Source organism: Variovorax sp. OV084 (genome assembly GCF_900111625.1).
Lineage (GTDB): Bacteria > Pseudomonadota > Gammaproteobacteria > Burkholderiales > Burkholderiaceae_C > Variovorax.
In genome coordinates, this window is sequence record NZ_FOII01000003.1 from 240,517 (window position 1) to 261,881 (window position 21,365).

Here is a 21,365-nt window from a genome sequence, read left to right on the forward strand (position 1 = left end):
GAGTCAGGGCGCAGGCGCGCCCGGCTTCGCTTCCTTGCGGATCTGCAGCCACTCGGGGTGGATCTGGCGCGACATGCGCTGCGGCTCTCGCTCGTTGAGCGCGGCCGGAGCCAGGCCGAAGCCGGCAAGATCGCCGCGCGCCCACAAGAAATAGCCGGCGTTGGCCAGCAACAGGACGATGAGGAGCAGGCGCAGCTTCATACGTGTCAGAGGGTCATGCCGCGAGGGCGCACGCTCACTTCGTCGCTGGAAATCAGCTGCAGGCCGGCGTCGGTGCGCACCTGCAGCTCGCCGCCCCAGGCCACGCCTTCGCACAGGCCGGCGGTGCCGTCGCTGAGCACCACTTCGCGGCCCCGCAGCACGTCGCGTGCGGCAAAGCGCTCGGCGAAGGACGCAAAGCCCCTGGCCTCGAATTCGAGCACGCTGCGCACCAGCGGCTCGGCCAGTTCGCGCAGCACTTCGGGCGCAGTGGCCTCAGGGTGCCACTGGCGCAGCCAAGCCGGTGGCGTACGCATGCCGTCGCCTTCACGCGCGCCGATGTTGATCCCGATGCCGATCACGAGATAGCGCGGCGCATCGGCGCGGCCGGCGGACGGCAGCGCGGTTTCGATGAGGATGCCGACCAGCTTGCAGTCGTTCACCCACACGTCGTTGGGCCACTTGAGGCCGACCTTGTGTGCGCCCGAGGGATCGAGGCTTTCGGCCACGCTGACACCAACGGCGAGCGACAGGCCCGACCAGTCGGCAGGCGCCAGAGGCAGGCCGAGCGAGAAGGTCAGCGAGGCCGACTCTTCCTGTTGTGGCGCGCTCTGCCAGGGCCGCCCGAGACGGCCGCGCCCCGCGGTCTGGCGCTCGGCCACGAGCAGCACGGGCTCGATGCGGCCGGCGCGCGCGCGCCGCATCAGCTCGGTGTTGGTGGAATCGATTTCGGCCACGGCCTCGACCGCGAAGCCGGGCAGCAGCGGAGCGACCGACGCGGCGATCCGGTCTTCGAACCAGGCGGCCGAGGTGCTGCTGCTCATGGTCAGTCCTCGGCGGACTTTTCCTTCTTGGCGGATTTTTTCTCCGCCTTCTTTTCGGATTTCTTCTCGGCTTTTTTGTCGGCCTTCTTTTCCGCCTTCCTGGCTTCTTTCTTCTCGGCCTTTTTCTTTTCAGCCTTCTTCTTTTTCTTCTTTTTCTTCTTTTCGTCCTCATCGTCCTTGGGCGTCAGCAGCGTGCCGCGGCACTGCTCCGAGCCGCACCAGCAAGGAAATTCGGACAGAAGCTTCGGCGTGTACGGCTCATCGATGATCAGGCCGTAGTCGTAGTTGAGCTCTTCGCCGGCGGAGATGTTGCGCAGCGCCTTGATATAAACGCGCCCATCGACCTCGTCGGCTTCGCAGTTCGGCTCGCACGAGTGGTTGATCCAGCGGGCGGCGTTGCCCTTGACGTTGCCGTCGATCACACGCCCGTCGTCGATGTGAAAGTAGAAGGTGTGATTCGGCTGGGCCGGGTCATGCGGATGGCGGCGCAGCGCCTCCTTCCAGTTGATGACTTCGCCCTTGTATTCGATCAGCGTTTCGCCCTCGGCCAGGTCCTGCACGGCGAACACGCCGTTGCCATGGACATTCGAGCGCCGCGTCTGGATTCGGCGACCGGCGGAAAGTGGGGATTTGGAAGGCATCGCCGAAGTCTGTTAGTTTGAATATGCACACATGCGCGTGTGCGCGTGCGCACGCGGGAAGCCGCAGAGTATAGAGAGCCCTTAGATGACAAAGACTTTGGTAATCGCAGAAAAGCCGTCGGTGGCACAGGACATCGTCCGTGCCCTCACGCCGGTTGCAGGGAAATTCGACAAACATGACGAGCATTTCGAGAACGACACCTATGTCGTGACCAGCGCTGTCGGTCACCTGGTCGAAATCCAGGCGCCCGAGGAGTTCGACGTCAAGCGAGGCAAATGGAGCTTTGCCAACCTGCCGGTGATCCCGCCTCACTTCGACCTCAAGCCGGTCGACAAGACGAAGACGCGCCTGAACGCCGTGGTCAAGCAGGCCAAGCGCAAGGACGTGACGCAGCTCATCAATGCCTGCGACGCGGGGCGCGAGGGCGAGCTGATCTTCCGCCTGATCGAGCAATACGCCGGCGGCAAGGCGGGCCTTCACAAGCCGGTCAAGCGCCTGTGGCTGCAGTCGATGACGCCGCAGGCCATTCGCGACGGCTTCGACGCGCTGCGCACCGAAAAGCAGATGCAGGGCCTGGCCGACGCTGCGCGCTCGCGCTCCGAGGCCGACTGGCTGGTGGGCATCAACGGCACGCGCGCCATGACCGCGTTCAATTCGCGCGACGGCGGCTTCTTCCTCACGACCGTGGGCCGCGTGCAGACGCCGACTCTCTCCGTCGTTGTGGAGCGCGAGGAGCAGATCCGCAAGTTCGTCTCGCGCGACTACTGGGAAATTCACGGCAGCTTCGCGGCCGAGGCCGGCGAGTACCCGGGCAAGTGGTTCAACCCCGACTGGAAGAAGGCCAACGCGCCGCTCCTGGCCAACGGCGAGCCCGACTCCGAACAGCGCGCCGACCGCGTGTGGAACGAGCAGGAAGCCCGCGCCATCGCCGACGCCTCGCGCGGCAAGCCCGCCACGGTGACGGAAGAGAGCAAGCCCACCACGCAGGCCTCGCCCGCGCTGTTCGACCTGACCTCGCTGCAGCGCGAGGCCAACGGCCGCTTCGGCTTCAGCGCCAAGACCACGCTGGCGCTGGCACAGAGCCTCTACGAACGCCACAAGGCACTGACCTACCCGCGTACCGATTCGCGCGCGCTGCCGGAAGACTATCTGCCGGTGGTCAAGCAGACCATGGGCATGCTCGCCACGAGCGGCATGAAGCACCTGGCGCCGTTCGCGCAGCAGGCGGTCGATGGCAACTACGTCAAGCCCAACAAGCGCATCTTCGACAACGCCAAGGTGTCGGATCACTTCGCCATCATCCCGACGCTGCAGGCACCGAGCGGCCTGAGCGATGCCGAGCAGAAGCTCTATGACTTCGTGGTGCGCCGCTTCATGTCGGTGTTCTTCCCGAGCGCCGAGCACCAGGTGACCACGCGCATCAGCACGGTCGAGCAGGGCGGCAAGAAGTATCCCTTCCGCACCGACGGCAAGGTGCTGGTGAAGCCGGGCTGGCTCGCCATCTACGGCAAGGAAGCCCAGGACGACGAGAAGGAAGACGACAAGGACGGCAAGCGCCTCGTGCCGGTGAAGCCGGGCGAGATCGTGAAGGCCGAGTCGGTCGACACCAAGGGCCTGAAGACGCGCCCGCCGGCACGCTACTCGGAAGCGACGCTGCTCGGCGCCATGGAAGGCGCGGGCAAGACCATCGACGACGACGAGCTGCGCGAGGCCATGCAGGAGAAGGGCCTCGGCACGCCAGCCACGCGCGCGGCCACCATCGAAGGCCTGATCACCGAGAAGTACATGCTGCGCGAAGGCCGCGAGCTGATCCCGACGGCCAAGGCCTTCCAGCTCATGACGCTGCTGCGCGGCCTGGGCGTGGAAGAACTCTCCAAGGCCGAGCTGACCGGCGAGTGGGAATACAAGCTCGCGCAGATGGAGAAGGGCGCGCTCAGCCGCGACGCCTTCATGCGCGAGATTGCGGCGATGACCGAGCACATCGTCAAGAAGGCCAAGGAATACGACCGCGACACCGTGCCGGGCGACTACGCGACCCTGCAGACACCGTGCCCCAACTGCGGCGGCATCGTGCGCGAAAACTACCGCCGCTACGCCTGCACCGGCAAGAGCGGCACCGGCGAGGACGCCTGCGGCTTCTCGTTCGGCAAGTCTCCGGCCGGGCGCACCTTCGAGGTGGCCGAGGCCGAGGCGCTGCTGCGCGACAAGCACATCGGCCCGCTGGAAGGCTTCCGCTCCAAGGCCGGCTGGCCCTTCACCTCCGAGATCGTCATCAAGTTCGACGAGGAAGCAAAGAACTGGAAGCTGGAGTTCGACTTCGGCGACGACAAGAACGAGGACAGCGGCGAGATCGTCGACTTCAGCGAGCAGGACACCGTGGGCCCGTGCCCGGTGTGCGGCGCACCGGTGTTCGAGCATGGCAGCAACTACGTCTGCGAGAAGTCGGTGCCGACCAATGCACAGCCCACGCCGAGCTGCACCTTCAAGACCGGCAAGATCATCCTGCAGCAGCCGGTGGAACGCGCGCAGATGGAAAAGCTGCTCGCCACCGGCAAGACCGACCTGCTCGACAAGTTCGTGAGCATGCGCACGCGCCGCGCCTTCAAGGCCTTCCTGACGTGGAACGCCGAAGAGGGCAAGGTGACCTTCGAGTTCGCGCCGCGCGAAGGCGGCAGCAAGTTCCCGCCGCGCAAGACCTTCGGCAAGGCCGCGCCCGCGGGCAAGACGGCTGCGGGCAAGAAGGTTGCTGCGAAGAAGACGCCCGCCGCCAAGAAGGCACCGGCAGCGAAGAAGGCCGCGGCACCGCGCAAGCCCGGCGCGGGCCTGAAGCCCAGCGATTCGCTGGCCGCGGTGATCGGCGCCGAACCGGTGGCGCGCACCGAGGTCATCAAGAAGCTGTGGGACTACATCAAGGCCAACGGCCTGCAGGACGCGGCCAACAAGCGCGCGATCAATGCCGACGCCAAGCTCAAGCCGGTGTTCGGCAAGGACCAGGTGACGATGTTCGAACTCGCGGGCATCGTGGGCAAGCACCTCTCGGCGCCCTGAGCCATGCGGCGCAGACACTTCAGCGCAAGCGTTGTTGCGATGGCCGTCGCGCTGCTGGGCAGCGCGGGCCTGGCCCACGCCGCCGCGTGGCCTGACAAGCCGGTCAAGCTGGTCGTGCCCTTTCCGCCGGGGCAGGCCACCGACATCTTCGCCCGCGCGCTTGCCGAGCAGCTCGGCAAGCGGCTGGGCCAGCCGGTGATCATCGACAACAAGGCCGGTGCCGGCAGCAACATCGGCACCGAGTTCGTGGTGCGCTCGCAGCCGGACGGCTACACGCTGGTGGTGGCCGGCAGCGCGATGGCTGTGAACCAGACGCTCTATGCCAAGCCGGGCTTCGACCCGCGCAAGGACCTGACGGGCATCTCGCTGATCGCCAAGGTGCCGCTGGTGTTTCTTGCAACGCCAGAGAGCGGCATCCGCACGCTGGCCGAACTCACGGCGCGCGCCAAGGCAGAGCCCGGCCGGCTGAGCTACGCGAGCGCCGGCATCGGCGGCACGCAGCATCTGTCGGGCGAGATGTACAAGTCTGCGGCGCATGTGTTCATCACGCACATTCCGTACCGGGGCAGCGGGCCGGCGCAGTCGGACTTCCTGGGCAACCAGATTCCGCTGATGGTCGACTCGGTGACGGCCGCGCTGCCGCACATCAAGTCGGGCAGGGCGGTGGCGCTGGCCGTCACCTCGGCCACGCGCTCGTCGCAGCTGCCCGATGTGCCCACCGTGCGCGAAAGCGGCGTGGCAGGCACCAAGAACTTCGAGGCCGTGGGCTGGCTCGGCCTGATGGCGCCACGCGGCACGCCGGCCGACATCGTCGAGCGGCTCAATCGTGAAGTGACGGACATCCTGAAGAGCGAGCAGATGGCGCGCTTCATCCGCGAGCGCGGCTCCGAGCCCGCACCCACGACGCCGGCCGAGTTCGACCGCTTCGTGGCGAGCGAGATCGGGGTGTGGGGCGCGGCGGTGAAGGCCTCGGGCGCGAAGCCCGAATAAGCAGGCATTAAGCAGGCATTAAGCAGGCATTAAGCAGGCATCAAGCAGGCGCCTGCGCCTCTTTGCCGCGATCCACCTCCGCGAGCAGCCAGCTGCGGAAATGATCGAGCGTGGCCAACTGGCCGCGCCCTTCCGGGTAGCAGAACCAGTAACCCTCGTTGCCGCGGTAGCCACCGCCGGGCAAGGGCTCGTCCACAAGCCCGGAAGCGATTTCGTCCTGCACCAGGCAGCGCGGCACCAGCGCCACGCCCATGCCGACCATCACTGCGCGGATCATGGTCTGGAACTGGTCGAACTGCGGCCCCGCCAGCGGGTCGAGCCCCCGCACGCCATGCGCCTCGCTCCACTGCAGCCACGACTGCGGCACGCTCACGTGGCGAAGCAGCGTGCAGCGCGCCACGTCCTGCGCCGTGCGGATGGCCACCTCGGCCTGCGCGGCGCGCGGGGCGATCAGCGCCACGTCCTGCCCGGCGAGGTAGTGCGAGCGGGCGCCGGGCCAGTGGCCGTCGCCGAAAAGAATGGCGCAGTCGAGCTCGGGCCGCTCGAAGTCATAGCCATGCACGAAGGGCACGAAATGCAGCGTGATCTGCGGATGCGCGCGCTGAAAGTCGGGCAGCCGCGGAATCAGCCACTTGGCGCCGAAGGTGGGCAGGGCGGACAGGTGCAGCGCGCCGCCGCCGTCGCCGCTGGTGATGAGCTCCAGCGTGGCCGCCTCCAGTTGCGCGAGCGTGGCGCGCACCGCCTTCTCGTAGCGCTCGCCGGCCGGCGTGAGCGCCAGGCGCTTGCGGCTGCGCTCGAACAGCGGCGCGCCGATCCAGCGTTCGAGCTCCTGCACCTGCTTGCTGACCGCGCCCTGCGTGAGGTGCAGCGCCTCGGCCGCGCGCGAGACGCCGCCGAAGCGAACGACGGTCGAGAAGGCGCGCAGCAGGTTCAGGGGCGGGTTGAGACGGCGCAGTGACATGGGCGGAGTGACATGGCGGGATGCCCATTAAAACATTCCAGACCGGAATGTTAGCTGGTCTATCCTTTGCTTCAGGTAATGCAGCGAATCGCTCCATCACTCTCTGTTTCATTGGAAGAAACCCATGCTACGTCGTCACTTCATTTCCACCCTGGCCGCTGCTTCCGTCGTGCCAGGAATATCCTTCGCCCAGGGCAAGCCGATTCGCCTCGTCGTGCCGTTCCCGCCCGGCGGCGCCACCGACATCACGGCGCGCGTGCTCGGCGAGCCCCTCGGCAAGATCCTCCAGCAGCCCGTGGTGATCGACAACCGCGCCGGCGCGGGCGGCTCCATCGGCATGGCCGAGCTGGCACGCGCCACGCCCGACGGCCTGACCTTCGGCGTGGCCACGCTGTCCACCCACGGCGTGAACCCGGCCGTGTACCAGAAGCTGCCCTACGACCCGATCAGGGGTTTCGTCGCCGTGACCGAGCTGGTGAAGGCGCCGGGCGTGATCGTCATCAACCCGTCCGTGCTGCCGGTCGGCAGCTTCGCGGAGCTGGTGAAGTACCTGAAGGCCAACCCCGGCAAGGTGTCGTACGCAACGCCGGGCAACGGCACCATCGGCCACATGTGGGGCGAGCTGTTCAAGAGCAGCACCGGAACCTCGATGGTGCACATCCCCTACCGCGGTGCGGGCCCGGCCATCAACGATGTGCTCGCGGGCCAGGTGCCGGTGTACTTCGACCAGGTGGCCTCGTCGCTGCCGCACGTGAAGTCGGGCAAGCTGAAGGCGCTGGCCGTGTCCTGGAGCGGCCGGCTCGACGTGCTGCCCGAGGTGCCGACGTATGGCGAGCTGGGCTATCCGGTCAACAACGATCCTTCGTGGTTCGGCATGGTCGCACCCGCCGGCACGCCGGCCGAGATCGCGCTGCGCATGCAGCAGGCCGTGGCCACTGCGCTGAAGGACCACGCGGTGCGCGAGCGCCTTGCGTTGCAGGGGCTGTATGCCTCGGGCACCACGCCTGCCGAGTTCACGAAGCAGATCGCGGGTGAGATCGAGAAGATGAAGAAGGTGGCCGAATTCGCCCGCATCCGATTGGACTGACCGACACCTGCCTATGCATCCTGTTCTGAAACTGATCCAAACCCGCGCCCAGGTGACGAGCGTCGCCGGGCATACCCCGCTGGTGCTCGACTCCCCGCACAGCGGCACCGTCTACCCAGAAGACTTCCGCACGGTGCGCGACCTGGCCACCCTGCGCCGCGCCGAGGACACGCACGTCGAGAAGCTCTACGCCTTCGCGCCCGCCATGGGCGCGGCCTGGATCGAGGCGCACTTTCCGCGCAGCTATCTCGACGCCAACCGCGACACGACCGAGATCGACACCACGATGCTCGACGGCTCCTGGACCGATCCGGTTTCCACCGACCCGCGCGTGCTGTCGAAGGTGCGCCTGGGCAAGGGCCTGATCTGGAAGCTCACCGACGAAGGCCTGCCTATCTACGACCGCCAGCTCCCGGTGGACGAGGTGCGCCAGCGCATCGACACCTGCTGGCGGCCGTACCACGCGGCGGTGGCGCAGGCTGTAGCCGAGGCGCATGCGCGTCACGGCTACAGCATCCACATCAACTGCCACTCGATGCCGGCCATCGCGGCCAGCCACGCGACGGACTTTCCGGGCCTGGCGCATGCCGACTTCGTGATCGGCGACCGCGACGGCAGCACGGCCGATCCGGCGCTGTCGCAGAAGATCTGCGAGCACCTGCGCGCCTTCGGCTACAGCGTGGACTACAACCACCCGTACAAGGGCGTGGAACTGGTGCGCCGGCACGGCAAGCCTGCCGAACACCGGCACAGCATCCAGGTCGAGATCAACCGCAAGCTGTACATGGACGAGGCCACGCTGGCGCTCGACGAGGCCGGCGCGGCGCGGCTGCAGGGCCATCTGCGCTCGATGGTCGAAATGCTGCTGGCCACGGACCCGCGCTGATCCTTTGCAGCTCGATCAGGCGCCGGCGGGCGTGAAGTCGGTCGACACCGACAGCGCCTCCCACGCCTTGATCTCCTCCTGCAACGCGCCGAGCTTCTCGCGCACCACTTTCACCGCATCGGGGCCAAGCAGCAGGTGGGCCGGCGGGTTCGCGGCCTCGGTGATCTGGATCATGGCGCGCGCCGCCTTCACCGGATCGCCGTCCTGCTTGCCGCTGCGCGCCAGCCGCCGCTCGCGCACCGGGCCCATCACCGGCGCGTAGTCGGCAATGGTCTGCGGTGCGCGCACCATCGAGCGGCCCGCCCAGTCGGTGCGGAAGCCGCCGGGCTCCACGGCAGTCACGTGGATGCCGAAGCTCGCCACCTCCTTGCCCAGCGTCTCCGAGATGCCCTCGAGCGCGAACTTGCTGCCGTGGTAGTAGCCCAGCCCCGGAAAGGTCACGATGCCGCCCATCGACGTGATGTTGAGGATGTGGCCGCGCCGGCGCGCCCGCATGAAGGGCAGCACCGCCTTGGCGACGGCCACGGCGCCGAACACGTTCACCTCGAACTGCTGGCGCAGCTCGTCGAGCGACGATTCCTCGACCGTGCCTTCGTGGCCGTAGCCGGCGTTGTTGACCAGCACGTCGATCGGGCCGACCGAGGCTTCGACCTCGGCCACCACGCGGGCCACTTCGGCGTCGTGCGTCACGTCGAGCAGGCGGCCGAAGGAGCGGCCGGGCTGCAGCGCGTCGAATTCGGCGCGCGCGGCCTCGTTGCGCAGCGTGCCGACCACGCGGTGGCCGGCGGCCAGCGCCTCCTGCGCCAACGCGCGACCGAAGCCGCTGCTGACGCCGGTGATGAACCAGGTCCTGGGAGAAGAAGAAACCGTCATGGCGATGTCCTAGAAGGGTGGATGGAAGAACCGATGGCCTGACTGTGCGCGCGCCGCATCGCTTTGATAATCCGTCCAATCGACGAAGCACCTTGAAGGTTTTCTTCAAGATCAACCGGATTCCATCCATGCGCCAGGACCAGCTAGACGGACTCGTCACCTTCGTGGCCGTGGCCGAAACACGCGGCTTCTCGGCCGCGGCGGTGCGGCTGGGCGTCTCGCCCTCGGCCGTGAGCCAGGCGGTGCGGCTGCTCGAAAAGCGCGTGGGCGTGCCGCTGTTCAACCGCACCACGCGCAGCGTGAATCTCACCGAAGCCGGCGCCCGCTTTCTGGAACGCATCCGCCCGGCGGTGCAGGAGCTGGCCTCGGCCTCCGACGAGCTGAGCGACAGCGCCGAGCGGCCCGCGGGCCTGCTGCGGCTCACGGTGCCTCGCGCGGCCTACCTGTTCGTGCTGCAGCCGGCGCTCGGGGGCTTCCTGCGCGCCTATCCGCAGATCGACGTGGAGGTGTCGATCGACAGCGCGCTGGTCGACATCGTGGGTCGGGGCTTCGACGCCGGCATCCGCTTCGGCGGCATGGTCGAGCGCGACATGGTGGCGGTGAAGGTCGGAGGGCCGCTGGCCAACAGCATCGTCGCCGCGCCGCGCTACCTGGCCGAACGCGGCACGCCGGTGCACCCGCGCGAACTGCTGGCGCACGACTGCATCGGCTTTCGCTTCGAGAGCTCGGGCCTGCTGGAGCGGTGGGAGTTCGAGAAAGACGGGGAGGCCATGACGCTCGCGGTGAGCGGCCGCCTCGTGATGAACGACGTGGCCGTGATGCTCGACGCGGCGGTCGACGGCATCGGCATCGCCAACCTGATCAGCAGCTACACCGAGCGCCACGTCGCCGACGGCCGGCTGGTGCAGCTGCTGGCCGACTGGACCACGCCGCTGCCCGACCTGACGCTGTACTACCCCGACCGCAGGCGCGTGCCGCCCAAGCTGCGCGCGCTGATCGACTGGCTGCGCGAAACAACCTTGTCGGCGCCGGGTGTGTTGTTACAGGGCGAGCGGGCCGGCGGCCTATAGTGAGCCGGCAACAACCGTCAACCAAACCATCTCTTGGAGTTTCCAGTGAAGCCAATCATTGCTGCTGTATTCGCGATCGCAATGGGCGTGCTGGTGTCGGGCTGCGCAGGCACGGGTTCGGCCCCGGCCAGCAACGGCGCCAATACATCGGGCGCGACCGGCGGCAGCGGCGTCACGGTGTTCGGCACCATCGACGCCAGCGTCAGCGGCACGACGAACAAGTCGTCGCGCTGATCAGTGCGCGCCGCCTAGCGTCGCAGCAGCGCCTGGCGCAGCACGCGCGCAGCGCGGTCGCGGATCTTGCCGGAGCTGGAGCGCGGCGGCACCTTCGGCGCGACCTTCGCGGTGGCGCAGGCCCACAGGAAGTCATGCAGGATCGGCGTGTCGTCGACCGTCTCGGTGCTGCCGTACTTGTGGAATTCGGGGTGCCACTGGGTCGCGGCGATGTAGCTGCGGCCCTTGTCGGGGCGGCGGCGGATGGCCTCGGGCACGCGGTCGGGCAGGCTCCAGGCCTCGATCTCGAAACCGGGCGCAAGGCCCTTGATGCCCTGGTGGTGGATGCTGTTGACGCGCGCCTTCTCCACCTGCGGGTAGAGCTTCGACAGCCGCGTACCTTGAACCAGTTCGATCTCGTGGAAGTTCTGGTCGTAGGTCACCGGGTCGCGGTGGCGCAGGCCGCCCTCGTGCTGGGCCTCGATGTCCTGGTAGAGCGTGCCGCCAAAGGCGACGTTGATGAGCTGCAGCCCGCGGCACACGCCGAAGATGGGCTTGCCGGCCTGCTCGAAGGCTTCGACCAGCGCGAGGTCGTAGAGATCGCGGATCTGGTCGCCGATCCACGCGTCCTTCAGCGGCACCTCGCCGTAGCTGCCGGGCCAGACGTCGGCGCCGCCGTGCATGACCACGCCGTCGAGCCATTCGGCGTAGTGCGACAGCTTGGTGTCGCCGCGCGCGGTTTCGCCGGTGGGGCAGGGCACCATCACGACCATGGCGCCGGCGGACATGAGCCAGTGCGCGATCGATTGCTCGACGTACTGCAGCGTCTTGTTGGTGAAGAGCGAGCGGGCCGGGTCGGCGTGCGAGAAGCAGGCGGACAGGCCGATCTTGAGCCGAGCGGAAACAGGTTGTGTCATCGCGGGACTGTCGTCGGTGGGAACCGGGCGATTGATGCGAAAAGGAAAGTCCATTTTGGCTCGTTGGCCTCTCGCACGGGGTCGGACGACACGCCAAGTATGCTTTCAACGCTGCCCCAACGAATAAGGAAGACAAGCCGATGAAAACGATCAAGGGCCCCGCCATCTTTCTGGCCCAGTTCGCGGGAGACACCGCGCCGTTCAACACGCTCGACGGCATCGCCGGCTGGGCCGCCGGGCTGGGCTACAAGGGCGTGCAGATCCCGAGCTGGGATGCCCGCCTGTTCGACCTTCAGCGCGCCGCCGAAAGCAAAACTTATTGCGACGAGGTGAAGGGCACGCTGGCAAAGCACGGCCTGGAGATCACCGAACTCTCGACGCACCTGCAGGGCCAGCTGGTGGCGGTGCACCCGGCCTACGACGCGGGCTTCGACGGTTTCGCGGCGCCCGAGGTGCGCGGCGATCCGGTGCGGCGCCAGCAGTGGGCCGTCGAGCAACTGCACTTTGCGGCAAAGGCCTCGGCCAACCTCGGGCTCACGGCGCACGCGACCTTCTCGGGCGCGCTGGCCTGGCCGTACCTCTATTCGTGGCCGCCGCGTCCGCCGGGCCTCGTCGAGGAAGCCTTCGACGAACTTGCGCGCCGCTGGCGGCCGATCCTCGACGCCTTTGACGCCGTGGGCGTGGACGTGGGCTACGAGATCCACCCCGGCGAAGACCTGCACGACGGCGTGAGCTACGAGATGTTTTTGGAGCGCGTGAACAACCACCCGCGCGCCTGCCTGCTGTACGACCCGAGCCACTTCATGCTGCAGCAGCTCGACTACCTGGCCTACATCGACCACTACCACGAGCGCATCAAGATCTTCCACGTGAAGGACGCCGAGTTCAACCCGACCGGCAAGCAGGGCGTGTACGGCGGCTTCCAGAGCTGGATCAACCGGGCAGGGCGCTTCCGTTCACTGGGCGACGGGCAGGTGAACTTCAAGGCCATCTTCTCGAAGATGGCGCAGTACGACTTCCCGGGCTGGGCGGTGCTGGAGTGGGAGTGCTGCATCAAGCACCCCGAAGACGGCGCGCGCGAAGGCGCGAAGTTCATCGCCGACCACATCATCCGCGTGGCCGACCGGGCCTTCGACGACTTCGCCGCGGGCGGGGTCGACGTGGCGGCCAACAAGCGGATGCTCGGGATCGGCTGACCGATCCTCAGAGCAACGCCACCAGCCGCCGGATGGCGCCGTCGATCTGCGGCGCGGCTATGAGGCCGTAGCCGAAGGCAAGGCCGTTGGGCGTGCCAGGCGCGTTCGGATCGAGCGCGTAGCGCGACAGCGGCGGCAGCGTGATGCCGGCTGCGGCCGCGCGTTCGACCACAGTGTGGTCGCGCGTGTCGCCGTGCAGCCAGGCCGACAGGTGCAGGCCCGCATCTGAAGGAATCACTTCGAGCCTGCCCGCGCAGTGGCGTGCCAGCGCATCGAGCAACACGGTGCGCCGCGCGCCGTAGATCTTGCGCATCTTGCGGATGTGGCGCGCCAGGTGCCCTTCGGCGATGAAGGCGGCGAGCGCCTCCTGCCCGAGCACCGGGCCGTGCCAGTCGGCCAGCTCGCGCGCCCGCACCAGCGCCGCGCGCGCCCACGGCGGCGTCACCACGAAGCCCAGGCGCAAGGCGGGAAACAGGCTCTTGGAAAAGGTGCCGATGTAGAAGACCGACTCGGCGCGGTCCAGCGTCTGCAGTGCATCGAGCGGGCGGCCGGCGAAGCGGAATTCGCTGTCGTAGTCGTCCTCGACGACGACAGCGTTGCGCGCCCGCGCGAAGGCCAGCAGGGCGGCGCGGCGCTGCGGCGACATCGCGACGCCGGTGGGGAACTGGTGCGAGGGCGTCACGCAGACCACGCGCGCCTCGGGCGGGATGCGGTCCACGCACAGGCCCTCGCCATCGGTCGGCACCGTCATCACTCTCGCGCCCGCGGCCAGCATGGCTTCGCGCAGCGAGGGATAGAACAGCTGCTCGACCGCAACCACCGTGCGCCCCGGCACGACGAGGATGCGCGCGAGCAGCCCGAAGGCCTGTTGTGCGCCGGCCGTGACCACGATGTCGTCGGCGGTGCAGCCGACCGCGCGGGTGAAGGACACGTGCTTCGCGATGGCCTCGCGCAGCGCGCCCTGGCCTTGCGGGTCGGCGTAGTCGGCCGTCTGCCGCGCGACGCGGCGCAGCGCGCGGTCGCTCAGGCGGCGCCAGATGTCGAAGGGAAAGACGCTCACGTCGGGCAGGCCGACGCGGAAGTCGTCGCGCGCGGGCTGCGGCTGCAGCGTGGGGGCGAGGTCGGCGCCAGGAACGTTCAGCGGCACCAGCCGGGGGTCACGCCGGGCCGTCGAGGCCTTCGTGCTGCGGCCGCGCCGGGATGCCGGCAGCGTGTCCGCCACGTAGGTGCCGGCGCCGGGGCGCGCCAGCAGGTAGCCCTCGCTCAGCAGCAGGTCGTAGGCCGCGAGCATGGTGTTGCGCGACACGCCCAGCCGCAGCGCCAGCGCGCGCGTGGCGGGCAGGCGCGCGCCGGGCTGCAGCCGGCCGTCGAGGATGGCGCTGCGCAGCTGGCGGTGCACCTCGCGCAGCAGATCACGCGAGCCGGCGCCCGGCAGGCGGATGGCGAGTTCGAAAATTGGCTCCATTAACTTCGCCGATTGTGGTTCTTTTGAAGAGCCAATTGCAAACCTATTCTGGAGGCCTTGAACACACTTGCCACGGAGTCCTTCATGAACACGGATCTCTCGACATCGCAACAGCAACCGGCAACCGAACGCCTGCCGCTGAGCCTGGGCTGGCTCGCACTGGGCGCCTTCGCCCTCGGCACCGAAAGCTTCATGGTCGTGGGGCTGCTGCCGGTGCTGGCGGCCGACCTGCAGATCAGCGCCGCGCGGGCCGGGCAACTGGTGCTGCTGTTCGCGCTGAGCTACGCCATCGGCTCGCCGGTGATGGCGGCGCTGCTGGCGCGCTTCGGGCGCCGGCCGCTGCTGATTGCCAGCCTCGCGGCCTTCTCGGCGCTGACGCTGGCGGCGTCGATGGCGCACGGCTTTGCGCAGCTGGCGCTGGCGCGGGTCGCGCTGGGGCTGGTGGCCGGCGTGTTCCTGCCGACCGCGAGCGCAGTGGCGGCCGCGATGGTGTCGCCCGCGCTGCGCGGCCGGGCGCTGGCCATCGTGACCGGCGGAGGTACGGTGGCAGTCGCGCTCGGCGTGCCGCTGGGTGCGTGGATCGCGGGCTGGGGCGGCTGGCGCACGGCCTACCTGCTGATCGCGGCGGTGGCGGCGCTCGCCACCTGGGGCCTCGCACTTGGGTTGCCGCGCCAACTGGGGCTGGCGCCGGTCGTCGCAGCCGCCGCCACGAAGGGCACACCGGCCTTTGCCGTGGCCCGCGTGCCAGGCGTGCTGCCTGCGCTGCTGACTACCATGCTGTGGACCACTGGCGGCTTCAGCTTCTATACCTACATCGCGCCGTTCCTCTCGGCCACGCTGGGCTTCGGCACCGAGGGCGTGGGCACGATGTTCTTCGCCATCGGCGTGGCGGCGGCCATCGGCACCGCGGCCGGCGGCTGGGCCACCGACCGCCTCGGCGCCGACCGCACGGCGCAGGGCTTCGCGCTGATGCTGGTGGTGATCCTTGGCGGGCTGTCTTTCTCGGCGCAGATGCTGCCGCGCGGCTTGGCGCTGCCGCTGATCGTGGGGCTGTCGGCGCTGTGGGCCTTCGCGGGCTGGGGCTTCGGGCCGGCGCAGGCGGTGCGGCTGATCCGGCTGGCACCGGAGCGCGCACCGATGACGCTGTCGCTCAACGCTTCGGCGATCTACCTCGGCATTGCGGCGGGCTCGGTGTCCGGCGGCGCGGCGATCGAGCTGGTCGGCGTCAGCGCAGTGGGCTGGGTGGGGGCGGCCTTCCAGTTCGCGGGATTGATGCTGCTGTTACGCGCGGCGCACAAGGCGCGGACGGCCGGTTCGGCGCTGGCAGCGGCTGCTACGGCTTGATCGGCCGCTGAATAACTATACTTTTGATAGCAAACAACTCTCCAGTCACGGCCCTTCGGGGCCTTTTTCATGGGATCGTTGTTTTTAAGACCGGCAATTGTCATGCCTCGCAAGCTATAATGTCGGGTTCGTTTCGATACCACGACGAAGAATTTCGTCAATACCGCCGGCTGACCTGCACTGTCCTTGGATTATTCAGGCCTCTCACTCCCAAGCCGGCTTTCACAGTGTGTTGGAGCGCCAGACCGGGCGCCCATGATTGCCACCACTGCCTTCGTTCCTGTTGAAGCGAATAGCGCGTCCGCCGCGCCATTCCGGCCGGCCCACGCCCGTTTTCAATTATTTTTCAGGCACTTCGCGCTTTGTATCCGCGTGGCGTGCCAAGGCTTCATGGACATCATTCAACACAGTATCGCGGTGGGCAAGTACCTTGTTTCCCCGCTCATTCGACACCAGGACGACGGCAACTACGCCGCTTCCGTCTCGATCCGCTCCGGCCACGGCAGCGGCATGCACGACCGCGTGATGCGCTTCACGCCGCGCTTTGCCAGCCACGCAGCCGCCGTCGGCTACGCCATCGACCAAGGCCTCGGCTGGGTGCGCGAACGCGCTCCCCGCAATGCCCCTCTCGCGCTTCCGTGCGCGGGCTGAAACAATTACGCCCAATTCCATCTCCAACACACATCGAACGATTCAGAGGTAACCACACATGCCCAAGGAAGAACTGATCGAAATGAACGGCGCAGTGACCGAAGTCCTGCCCGACTCGCGCTACCGCGTCACGCTGGACAACGGCCATCAGCTGATCGCCTACAGCGGCGGCAAGATGCGCAAGCACCACATCCGCATCCTGGCGGGTGACAAGGTGTCGCTCGAACTCTCGCCCTACGACCTGACCAAGGGCCGTATCACCTTCCGTCACCTGGAACGTCGCGGCCCGCCGCCGACCAACTCCGGCAACAACAACGCACCCCGCCGCTGATCCGCGACTGACGAAAGGCCTTGCGGCGCCCCGCGACGGGCGCCGGCAAGGCCTTTGTCATTCGTGCGTCTGTCCGGCTGCTGAACGATGACCACACCCAATCCCACAGCCGGCGGCCCGCAAGCCCAGGCCCCTGCCGACAACGGCTTCGCCGCGCTGGCGCTCTCGCCACAGATGCTGGCCAACCTCACGCAGCTCGGCTACACGCAGATGACGCCGATCCAGGCGGCCAGCCTGCCGCCGGCGCTGCTCGGCAAGGACCTGATCGCCCAGGCCAAGACCGGCAGCGGCAAGACCGCCGCCTTCGCCCTGGCGCTGCTCTCCAACCTGAACCCCCGCCGTTTCGCGGTGCAGTCGATGGTGCTGTGCCCGACGCGCGAGCTGGCCGACCAGGTCACGACCGAAATCCGCCGCCTCGCGCGCGCAGAGGAAAACATCAAGGTCGTCACGCTCTGCGGCGGCGTCGCACTGCGCGGGCAGATCGCCAGCCTGGAGCACGGCGCCCACATCGTGGTCGGCACTCCAGGCCGCCTGATGGACCACCTGGAGCGCGGCAATCTCGACCTCTCGGCGCTCAACACGCTGGTGCTCGACGAAGCCGACCGCATGCTGGACATGGGCTTCTTCGACGACATCGTGAAGGTGGCGCGCCAGTGCCCGAAGGAACGCCAGACGCTGCTGTTCTCGGCCACGTATCCCGAAGGCATCGCCAAGCTCGCGCAGCAGTTCATGAAGAACCCCGAGCAGATCACGGTGCAGGCCCAGCATGAAGGCAGCAAGATCCGCCAGCGCTGGTACCAGGTGAAGGACAGCGAGCGGCTGCACACCGTGAGCCTGCTGCTCGATCATTTCCGCCCCGTGAGCACGCTGGCCTTCTGCAACACCAAGCAGCAGTGCCGCGACCTCGTCGAGGTGCTGCAGGCCCAGGGCTTCAGCGCGCTGGCGCTGTTCGGCGAACTGGAGCAGCGCGAGCGCGACCAGGTGCTGGTGCAGTTCTCCAACCGCAGCTGCTCGGTGCTGGTGGCAACCGACGTGGCGGCGCGCGGGCTCGACATTGCGCAGCTCGAAGCGGTAATCAACGTCGACGTGACGCCCGATTCGGAGATCCACATTCACCGCATCGGCCGCACCGGCCGCGTGGGCCAGTCGGGTGATGCCGAAGGCCTGGCGCTGAACCTCGCCAGCATGAACGAGATGGGCAGCGTCGGAAAGATCGAGCAGCTGCAAGGCCGCGAGTCCGAATGGCACGAACTGGCCGAGCTCACGCCGGGCAAGGGCGCACCGCTGCAGCCGCCGATGGCCACGCTGCAGATCGTCGGCGGGCGCAAGGAAAAGATCCGCGCCGGCGACGTGCTGGGCGCACTCACGGGCGATTGCGGCTACGCGAAGGACCAGGTCGGCAAGATCAACGTCAACGAGTTCTCGACCTACGTGGCGGTGGACCGCGCCATCGCCGAAGAGGCGGCGCGCAAGCTGTCCAGCGGCCGCGTGAAGGGCAAGTCGGTCAAGGTGCGGCTGCTGACGCTGCAGGACCTGTAGCAGCCGCAGCAGGCTGCGGCGTGGCGAGCGCCGACGTAGGCGCCACCGGTGCATCGAGCACCGGTGCCGGAGCCGCATCGGGCGCCTCCTGCCGCGCCAGCTTCGCGGCCAGCCGGAACGCCACCACCACCGCCAGCAAGCCGAAGATCGACGAGCCCACGGCCTGCCCGACCAGCACGCCGGCCGCGCCGTAGTGCGAGCCCCACCAGGCAAATGGAATCGTGCCCAGCGTGGCGCGCCCCCAGTTGAACACCGTAGACAACAGCGGATGCCCGAGGTTGTTGAACGACGCATTCGCCACGAACAGCCCGCCCGCGAAGAAGAAGCTCGCGGCCAGCCAGCTGCAGAACAGCGAGATCAGCTCCGCCGCCAGCCCGTCGGCCGAGAACGCGCGAATCAGCACGCCCTGTCCCAGTGCCAGCACCAGCCACGCCACGGCCACCGACGCCACCATGAACAGCAGGCTGTCGCGCAGCCCCTCCTGCACGCGGCGGTACTGCCCCGCGCCCAGGTTCTGCGCAAGGATCGGCCCGACCGCGCCGCTGAGCGCGTAGACCAGCCCGAAGGCCACCGGCGTCAGCCGGTCGATGGTGGCCGCGCCCGCCACCGCCGACGGCCCGAACTGCGCGACCGCATGCGTCACGAAGGCTGCGCCCACTGGAGTCGCAAGATTGGTCAGCACCGCCGGCCCGGCCACCGTGCCGAGCGCGCGCGCGTCGCCGGCCAGCCGCTGCGCATCGAAGCGCCCGAGCATGCGGTGCTTCACCATCACGCCATGCAGCCCGATGGCCGCCAGCACCATGCGCGAGACCACCGCGCTGATGGCCGCGCCGTCGAGCCCCAGCCCGAAGCCGAAGATCAATATCGGGTCGAGCACCGCCGTCACGAAGGCGGCCGCGAGCGTCACCGTCATCGCGCGGCGTGCGTCGCCGATCGAACGCAGCAGCGCGGAAGTCGCCATGCCGATGCCCAGCAGGGGCAGCGTGTGCACCGTCACCGAGAGGTATCGCTGCGCGAGCCGCGCCGTCTCGCCCTCGGCGCCGAGCGCCTGCAGCGCTGGGTGCAGGAAGAAGGCCGTGCCCGTGCCCACCACTACCGACACCGCCGTCATCAGCACGAGGCTCGAGGTGCCGATGCGCCGCGCGTCTTCGGTGCGTCCCGCCCCCACCGTGCGTGACACCACCGCCGCGATGCCGATGGTCAACCCGATGCACAGCGACGCATGAAAGAACCCCACCACGCCCGCGAAGCCGACCGCCGCGGCCGTCGCTTTCTCCCCGAGCAGCGAGATGTAGAACAGGTTGATCAGGTCGACCGCGAACACCGCGATCAGTCCGATGGCCCCCGTGCCCGCCATCACGCAGACATGCCGCAGCAGCGACCCCGAAACGAAGCGCGCGCGCTCGACACCGCCGGTTGTTTCGGCTATTGGCATGTGAAATTCTCGATGTGGCCTAATTGCGGCTCGAACATTACTTTTACCCGAGCTTTTCATGCCCAAGAAAATTCGTACCGAAGCCGACCGCGTTGCCACCCCGAAGCCGACGCCCCTGCCCGGCTACACGGCGCCTCGCTCCGGTGGCGGCCAGAAGGTCAGCCTGGAACGCGGCACCGCAACGCGCAGCAAGAAGAACCCTGGCAAGCGCGCCAAGAAGGGCGGCTGATCCATCAGCCCCCGCCTGGCTCCCACCTGAGCCACGACAGACGCGCCCCAGGGCGCGTTTTGTCATTGGGGCAGCTATAAATCGCAATGTCCGACGACAACCAGATCCTCATCCCGCCCTCGTTCTTCGCGGTGTACACCGACGCGCGCCAGCGCCTGAGCGAGCCGATCGGCGTGGTGCGCGAGCGCTACGAGATCTGCGAAGACCTCGCCAGCCACCTCGTTGGCCATGCGCAGATCCAGCACCACACCGAGGTGCCGGTCGAAAGCGAGATCCTGCGGCGCATCCACGCCGGGCTGGCCACGCCTGAATCGGGCGTATCGGCGGCCGAGGCGGGCTGGATCGTGCAGCGGCTGGCCGAGCTGCTGGGCTGGCAAGGGCCCGAGCCGGCGCCCGAAGCGGACTGAGCGCCTGCCGGAGCGACCCATGCTGCTCAAGGTCGGAGAACTCGCCCGGCACACGGGCCTCACGGTGCGCACGCTGCACCACTACGACGCCATCGGCCTGCTCGCGCCCTCGGCACGCTCCGAGGCCGGCTACCGGCTCTACAACGCGGCCGACATCGCCCGCCTGCACGCGATCCAGGCACTGCGGCTGCTGGGCCTGCCGCTGGCGGAGATCGGCGCCTTGCTGGGCGCGGAGAGCAGCTCGCTGCCCACCATCATCACGCGGCAGATCGAATCGCTCGACCAGCAGATCGCACAGGCCACTGCCTTGCGCGAACGGCTCGGCCTGCTGCAGCAGCGCCTGGACGAAGGCGCCCAGCCCGACATGAAGGACTGGCTGGACACGCTCGAGAAGATGACCACCTACGGGCGCTACTTCAGCCCCGCCGAGATCAGGTCGTTCATGGCCAACTGGAAGGACGTGGCCGACCGGTGGCCGCCGCTGGTGGCCGAGGTGGCCGCGCTGATGTCGCGCGGCGTGCCGGCCAGCGCCCCCGAGGTGCAGCCGCTGGCCGCCCGCTGGATGACGCTGATGGGCCAGTGGATGGACGGCAGCTTCGACCTCATCACGCGCTGGGGCGAGATGTACCGGCGCGAGCCCGTGGCTCGCAGCGACGACGGGCCTCCCGCCGAACTGGTGGAGTACATCGGCGAAGCCATCGGCATGCGCATGGCCGCGCTGCTGCGCCACCTGAGCACCGACGATCTCGCGCACCTGAGTCGCCCGCCCGAGGACGAATGGCGGCGCCTGGCGGGCGAACTCGCCGCGCTACGGGCGCGCGCCGTCCCTCCTGAAGACGAGTCGGTGCAGGCCATCGCGCGCGAATGGGCGCGCCTGTTCGCCACCTTCACCAACCACGACCCCGGCCTGGCGGCACGCCTGATGCGGGCGATGAACGCGGAGCCGGTGCTGCAGGCCGCCGCCGTGACCACGCCCGAAGTGCGCGAGTACCTGATGCGCGCCATGGCCGTGCTGCAGCAGAAAAATCCGCCGCCATCCGCCGGCAGCGCTTGACCCTG

Annotated in this window: 22 protein-coding genes; 14 read left to right on the top strand and 8 right to left on the bottom strand. The window is 68.2% G+C overall.

Features of this window, described 5'->3' with window-relative positions; translation table 11 throughout:
- Positions 1-3 precede the first annotated feature (3 nt).
- Genes BMW87_RS11210 through BMW87_RS11220 form a run of 3 tightly spaced genes read right to left on the bottom strand, consistent with a single transcriptional unit; the run spans position 4 to position 1,663 of the window.
- On the bottom strand, positions 4-201 hold the full coding sequence (locus BMW87_RS11210) for a sporulation protein (protein WP_093055196.1): 198 nt from the start codon (positions 199-201) through the stop codon (positions 4-6).
- 5 nt (positions 202-206) lie between these two features.
- A complete protein-coding gene (locus BMW87_RS11215; protein ID WP_093076309.1) occupies positions 207-1,022 on the bottom strand; it encodes a biotin--[acetyl-CoA-carboxylase] ligase in 816 nt (271 codons plus the stop codon).
- A 2-nt stretch (positions 1,023-1,024) separates the two neighbouring features.
- Positions 1,025-1,663, bottom strand: coding sequence for an SET domain-containing protein (locus tag BMW87_RS11220; RefSeq protein WP_093055192.1), 639 nt, complete (start codon positions 1,661-1,663; stop codon positions 1,025-1,027).
- An 85-nt stretch (positions 1,664-1,748) separates the two neighbouring features.
- On the opposite strand from BMW87_RS11220, the gene BMW87_RS11225 reads away from it, so the two are divergent.
- Together BMW87_RS11225 and BMW87_RS11230 are read left to right on the top strand one after the other, a co-directional pair.
- The gene (locus tag BMW87_RS11225; protein WP_093076311.1) at positions 1,749-4,712 is read left to right on the top strand and encodes a DNA topoisomerase III; all 2,964 of its coding nucleotides are present in this window, start codon (positions 1,749-1,751) and stop codon (positions 4,710-4,712) included.
- A 3-nt stretch (positions 4,713-4,715) separates the two neighbouring features.
- Positions 4,716-5,702, top strand: coding sequence for a Bug family tripartite tricarboxylate transporter substrate binding protein (locus tag BMW87_RS11230; protein ID WP_093076312.1), 987 nt, complete (start codon positions 4,716-4,718; stop codon positions 5,700-5,702).
- A gap of 40 nt (positions 5,703-5,742) precedes the next feature.
- Here the strand turns inward: BMW87_RS11230 and BMW87_RS11235 are convergent, their stop codons facing one another.
- The gene (locus tag BMW87_RS11235; protein ID WP_093076314.1) at positions 5,743-6,663 is read right to left on the bottom strand and encodes a LysR substrate-binding domain-containing protein; all 921 of its coding nucleotides are present in this window, start codon (positions 6,661-6,663) and stop codon (positions 5,743-5,745) included.
- A gap of 124 nt (positions 6,664-6,787) precedes the next feature.
- Between BMW87_RS11235 and BMW87_RS11240 the strand changes: the two genes are divergently transcribed.
- Both BMW87_RS11240 and BMW87_RS11245 read left to right on the top strand, forming a co-directional pair.
- Complete coding sequence (locus BMW87_RS11240) at positions 6,788-7,750, top strand: tripartite tricarboxylate transporter substrate binding protein BugE (RefSeq protein ID WP_093076315.1); 963 nt, start codon at positions 6,788-6,790, stop codon at positions 7,748-7,750.
- Between the two features lie 13 nt (positions 7,751-7,763).
- Positions 7,764-8,636: an N-formylglutamate amidohydrolase gene (locus BMW87_RS11245; RefSeq protein ID WP_093076317.1), complete on the top strand. Its 873-nt coding sequence runs from the start codon at positions 7,764-7,766 to the stop codon at positions 8,634-8,636.
- Between the two features lie 15 nt (positions 8,637-8,651).
- Here BMW87_RS11245 and BMW87_RS11250 read toward each other — a convergent pair whose 3' ends face one another.
- Positions 8,652-9,509 carry an oxidoreductase gene (locus BMW87_RS11250; RefSeq protein ID WP_093076318.1) on the bottom strand — a complete coding sequence of 286 codons (858 nt, stop codon included), beginning with the start codon at positions 9,507-9,509 and terminating at the stop codon, positions 8,652-8,654.
- Positions 9,510-9,637: 128 nt separating this feature from the next.
- On the opposite strand from BMW87_RS11250, the gene BMW87_RS11255 reads away from it, so the two are divergent.
- Together BMW87_RS11255 and BMW87_RS11260 are read left to right on the top strand one after the other, a co-directional pair.
- A complete protein-coding gene (locus tag BMW87_RS11255; protein WP_093055500.1) occupies positions 9,638-10,579 on the top strand; it encodes a LysR family transcriptional regulator in 942 nt (313 codons plus the stop codon).
- Positions 10,580-10,624: 45 nt separating this feature from the next.
- A complete protein-coding gene (locus tag BMW87_RS11260) occupies positions 10,625-10,813 on the top strand; it encodes a hypothetical protein (protein WP_093076642.1) in 189 nt (62 codons plus the stop codon).
- Positions 10,814-10,827: 14 nt separating this feature from the next.
- Here the strand turns inward: BMW87_RS11260 and BMW87_RS11265 are convergent, their stop codons facing one another.
- Positions 10,828-11,709 carry a gamma-glutamyl-gamma-aminobutyrate hydrolase family protein gene (locus BMW87_RS11265; protein ID WP_093055178.1) on the bottom strand — a complete coding sequence of 294 codons (882 nt, stop codon included), beginning with the start codon at positions 11,707-11,709 and terminating at the stop codon, positions 10,828-10,830.
- Positions 11,710-11,849: 140 nt separating this feature from the next.
- Here BMW87_RS11265 and BMW87_RS11270 point away from each other — a divergent pair, with 140 nt between their 5' ends.
- Positions 11,850-12,905, top strand: a complete 1,056-nt coding sequence (locus BMW87_RS11270) for a sugar phosphate isomerase/epimerase family protein (protein ID WP_093076319.1) — start codon at positions 11,850-11,852, stop codon at positions 12,903-12,905.
- Between the two features lie 7 nt (positions 12,906-12,912).
- Here BMW87_RS11270 and BMW87_RS11275 read toward each other — a convergent pair whose 3' ends face one another.
- Positions 12,913-14,370 carry a MocR-like pyridoxine biosynthesis transcription factor PdxR gene (locus tag BMW87_RS11275; protein ID WP_093076321.1) on the bottom strand — a complete coding sequence of 486 codons (1,458 nt, stop codon included), beginning with the start codon at positions 14,368-14,370 and terminating at the stop codon, positions 12,913-12,915.
- Positions 14,371-14,454: 84 nt separating this feature from the next.
- Between BMW87_RS11275 and BMW87_RS11280 the strand changes: the two genes are divergently transcribed.
- The 4 genes from BMW87_RS11280 (at position 14,455) to dbpA (ending at position 18,235) form a co-directional block, all read left to right on the top strand.
- Positions 14,455-15,714 (top strand): MFS transporter, encoded by a 1,260-nt coding sequence (locus BMW87_RS11280; protein ID WP_093076322.1) that lies wholly within the window; start codon positions 14,455-14,457, stop codon positions 15,712-15,714.
- Positions 15,715-16,104: 390 nt separating this feature from the next.
- Positions 16,105-16,365: a hypothetical protein gene (locus BMW87_RS11285; protein WP_093055166.1), complete on the top strand. Its 261-nt coding sequence runs from the start codon at positions 16,105-16,107 to the stop codon at positions 16,363-16,365.
- 58 nt (positions 16,366-16,423) lie between these two features.
- Entirely contained in the window at positions 16,424-16,696 is a 273-nt protein-coding gene (infA, locus tag BMW87_RS11290; protein WP_015867950.1) for a translation initiation factor IF-1, read from the top strand.
- Positions 16,697-16,783: 87 nt separating this feature from the next.
- The gene (dbpA, locus tag BMW87_RS11295) at positions 16,784-18,235 is read left to right on the top strand and encodes an ATP-dependent RNA helicase DbpA (protein WP_093076324.1); all 1,452 of its coding nucleotides are present in this window, start codon (positions 16,784-16,786) and stop codon (positions 18,233-18,235) included.
- Here dbpA and BMW87_RS11300 read toward each other — a convergent pair.
- A complete protein-coding gene (locus tag BMW87_RS11300; protein WP_093076325.1) occupies positions 18,201-19,670 on the bottom strand; it encodes an MATE family efflux transporter in 1,470 nt (489 codons plus the stop codon). The two genes, dbpA and BMW87_RS11300, sit on opposite strands and share 35 nt — an antisense overlap.
- Positions 19,671-19,728: 58 nt before the next feature.
- Between BMW87_RS11300 and BMW87_RS35080 the strand changes: the two genes are divergently transcribed.
- From BMW87_RS35080 to BMW87_RS11310, 3 genes are all read left to right on the top strand, one after another.
- Positions 19,729-19,899 carry a hypothetical protein gene (locus BMW87_RS35080; protein ID WP_176928792.1) on the top strand — a complete coding sequence of 57 codons (171 nt, stop codon included), beginning with the start codon at positions 19,729-19,731 and terminating at the stop codon, positions 19,897-19,899.
- Positions 19,900-19,985: 86 nt separating this feature from the next.
- Positions 19,986-20,306 (top strand): hypothetical protein, encoded by a 321-nt coding sequence (locus BMW87_RS11305; RefSeq protein WP_093055160.1) that lies wholly within the window; start codon positions 19,986-19,988, stop codon positions 20,304-20,306.
- Between the two features lie 19 nt (positions 20,307-20,325).
- Positions 20,326-21,360, top strand: a complete 1,035-nt coding sequence (locus BMW87_RS11310; RefSeq protein ID WP_093076327.1) for a MerR family transcriptional regulator — start codon at positions 20,326-20,328, stop codon at positions 21,358-21,360.
- Positions 21,361-21,365 lie beyond the last annotated feature (5 nt).

Coding starts and splice junctions, on each gene's coding strand:
- BMW87_RS11210 (WP_093055196.1), bottom strand. CDS start 201: ATGAAGCTGCGCCTGCTCCTCATCGTCCTGTTGCTGGCCAACGCCGGC.
- BMW87_RS35080 (WP_176928792.1), top strand. CDS start 19,729: ATGCCCAAGAAAATTCGTACCGAAGCCGACCGCGTTGCCACCCCGAAG.
- BMW87_RS11265 (WP_093055178.1), bottom strand. CDS start 11,709: ATGACACAACCTGTTTCCGCTCGGCTCAAGATCGGCCTGTCCGCCTGC.
- BMW87_RS11250 (WP_093076318.1), bottom strand. CDS start 9,509: ATGACGGTTTCTTCTTCTCCCAGGACCTGGTTCATCACCGGCGTCAGC.
- BMW87_RS11275 (WP_093076321.1), bottom strand. CDS start 14,370: ATGGAGCCAATTTTCGAACTCGCCATCCGCCTGCCGGGCGCCGGCTCG.
- infA (WP_015867950.1), top strand. CDS start 16,424: ATGCCCAAGGAAGAACTGATCGAAATGAACGGCGCAGTGACCGAAGTC.
- BMW87_RS11270 (WP_093076319.1), top strand. CDS start 11,850: ATGAAAACGATCAAGGGCCCCGCCATCTTTCTGGCCCAGTTCGCGGGA.
- BMW87_RS11215 (WP_093076309.1), bottom strand. CDS start 1,022: ATGAGCAGCAGCACCTCGGCCGCCTGGTTCGAAGACCGGATCGCCGCG.
- BMW87_RS11245 (WP_093076317.1), top strand. CDS start 7,764: ATGCATCCTGTTCTGAAACTGATCCAAACCCGCGCCCAGGTGACGAGC.
- BMW87_RS11310 (WP_093076327.1), top strand. CDS start 20,326: ATGCTGCTCAAGGTCGGAGAACTCGCCCGGCACACGGGCCTCACGGTG.
- BMW87_RS11285 (WP_093055166.1), top strand. CDS start 16,105: ATGGACATCATTCAACACAGTATCGCGGTGGGCAAGTACCTTGTTTCC.
- BMW87_RS11255 (WP_093055500.1), top strand. CDS start 9,638: ATGCGCCAGGACCAGCTAGACGGACTCGTCACCTTCGTGGCCGTGGCC.
- dbpA (WP_093076324.1), top strand. CDS start 16,784: ATGACCACACCCAATCCCACAGCCGGCGGCCCGCAAGCCCAGGCCCCT.
- BMW87_RS11300 (WP_093076325.1), bottom strand. CDS start 19,670: ATGCCAATAGCCGAAACAACCGGCGGTGTCGAGCGCGCGCGCTTCGTT.
- BMW87_RS11305 (WP_093055160.1), top strand. CDS start 19,986: ATGTCCGACGACAACCAGATCCTCATCCCGCCCTCGTTCTTCGCGGTG.
- BMW87_RS11235 (WP_093076314.1), bottom strand. CDS start 6,663: ATGTCACTGCGCCGTCTCAACCCGCCCCTGAACCTGCTGCGCGCCTTC.
- BMW87_RS11230 (WP_093076312.1), top strand. CDS start 4,716: ATGCGGCGCAGACACTTCAGCGCAAGCGTTGTTGCGATGGCCGTCGCG.
- BMW87_RS11225 (WP_093076311.1), top strand. CDS start 1,749: ATGACAAAGACTTTGGTAATCGCAGAAAAGCCGTCGGTGGCACAGGAC.
- BMW87_RS11240 (WP_093076315.1), top strand. CDS start 6,788: ATGCTACGTCGTCACTTCATTTCCACCCTGGCCGCTGCTTCCGTCGTG.
- BMW87_RS11220 (WP_093055192.1), bottom strand. CDS start 1,663: ATGCCTTCCAAATCCCCACTTTCCGCCGGTCGCCGAATCCAGACGCGG.
- BMW87_RS11280 (WP_093076322.1), top strand. CDS start 14,455: ATGAACACGGATCTCTCGACATCGCAACAGCAACCGGCAACCGAACGC.